Below are 421 nucleotides of genomic sequence, written 5' to 3' on the forward strand. Positions count from 1 at the left end.
AACAAGGTAGCCGTATCGGAAGGTGCGGCTGGATCACCTCCTTTCTAAGGAAAATGCCCATGTGGCATTGCCCATCGTTCAGTTTTGAGGGTTCGTCCCTCGATTGTTCCTTGAAAACTGAAGATTCATCAAGACATCAAAAACCAATTTCACATATGGTCCATAATGGACCGTGTGTCTTAGACGCTAGATCAAGGTAGAAAGGGCGTACGGTGGATGCCTTGGCACTAGGAGCCGATGAAGGACGCGACGAACAGCGAAATGCTCTGGGGAGTGGTAAGTACACATCGATCCAGAGATCTCCGAATGGGGGAACCCACCGCCGGGAGACCGGCGGGACACCCACGTGAATACATAGCGTGGCGTGAGGCATACCCGGGGAACTGAAACATCTAAGTACCCGGAGGAAGAGAAAGAAAAT

The 421-nt window shown here is 51.3% G+C and carries 1 rRNA gene; it reads left to right on the forward strand.

What is annotated here, in order from left to right:
- Window positions 1–189 precede the first annotated feature (189 nt).
- Window positions 190–421 (forward strand): 23S ribosomal RNA (locus KNO68_RS14890); the annotation flags it as partial.

Origin of the sequence: Exiguobacterium sp. s75 (assembly GCF_018617145.1) — a bacterium.
Taxonomy (GTDB): Bacteria; Bacillota; Bacilli; order Exiguobacteriales; family Exiguobacteriaceae; genus Exiguobacterium; species Exiguobacterium profundum.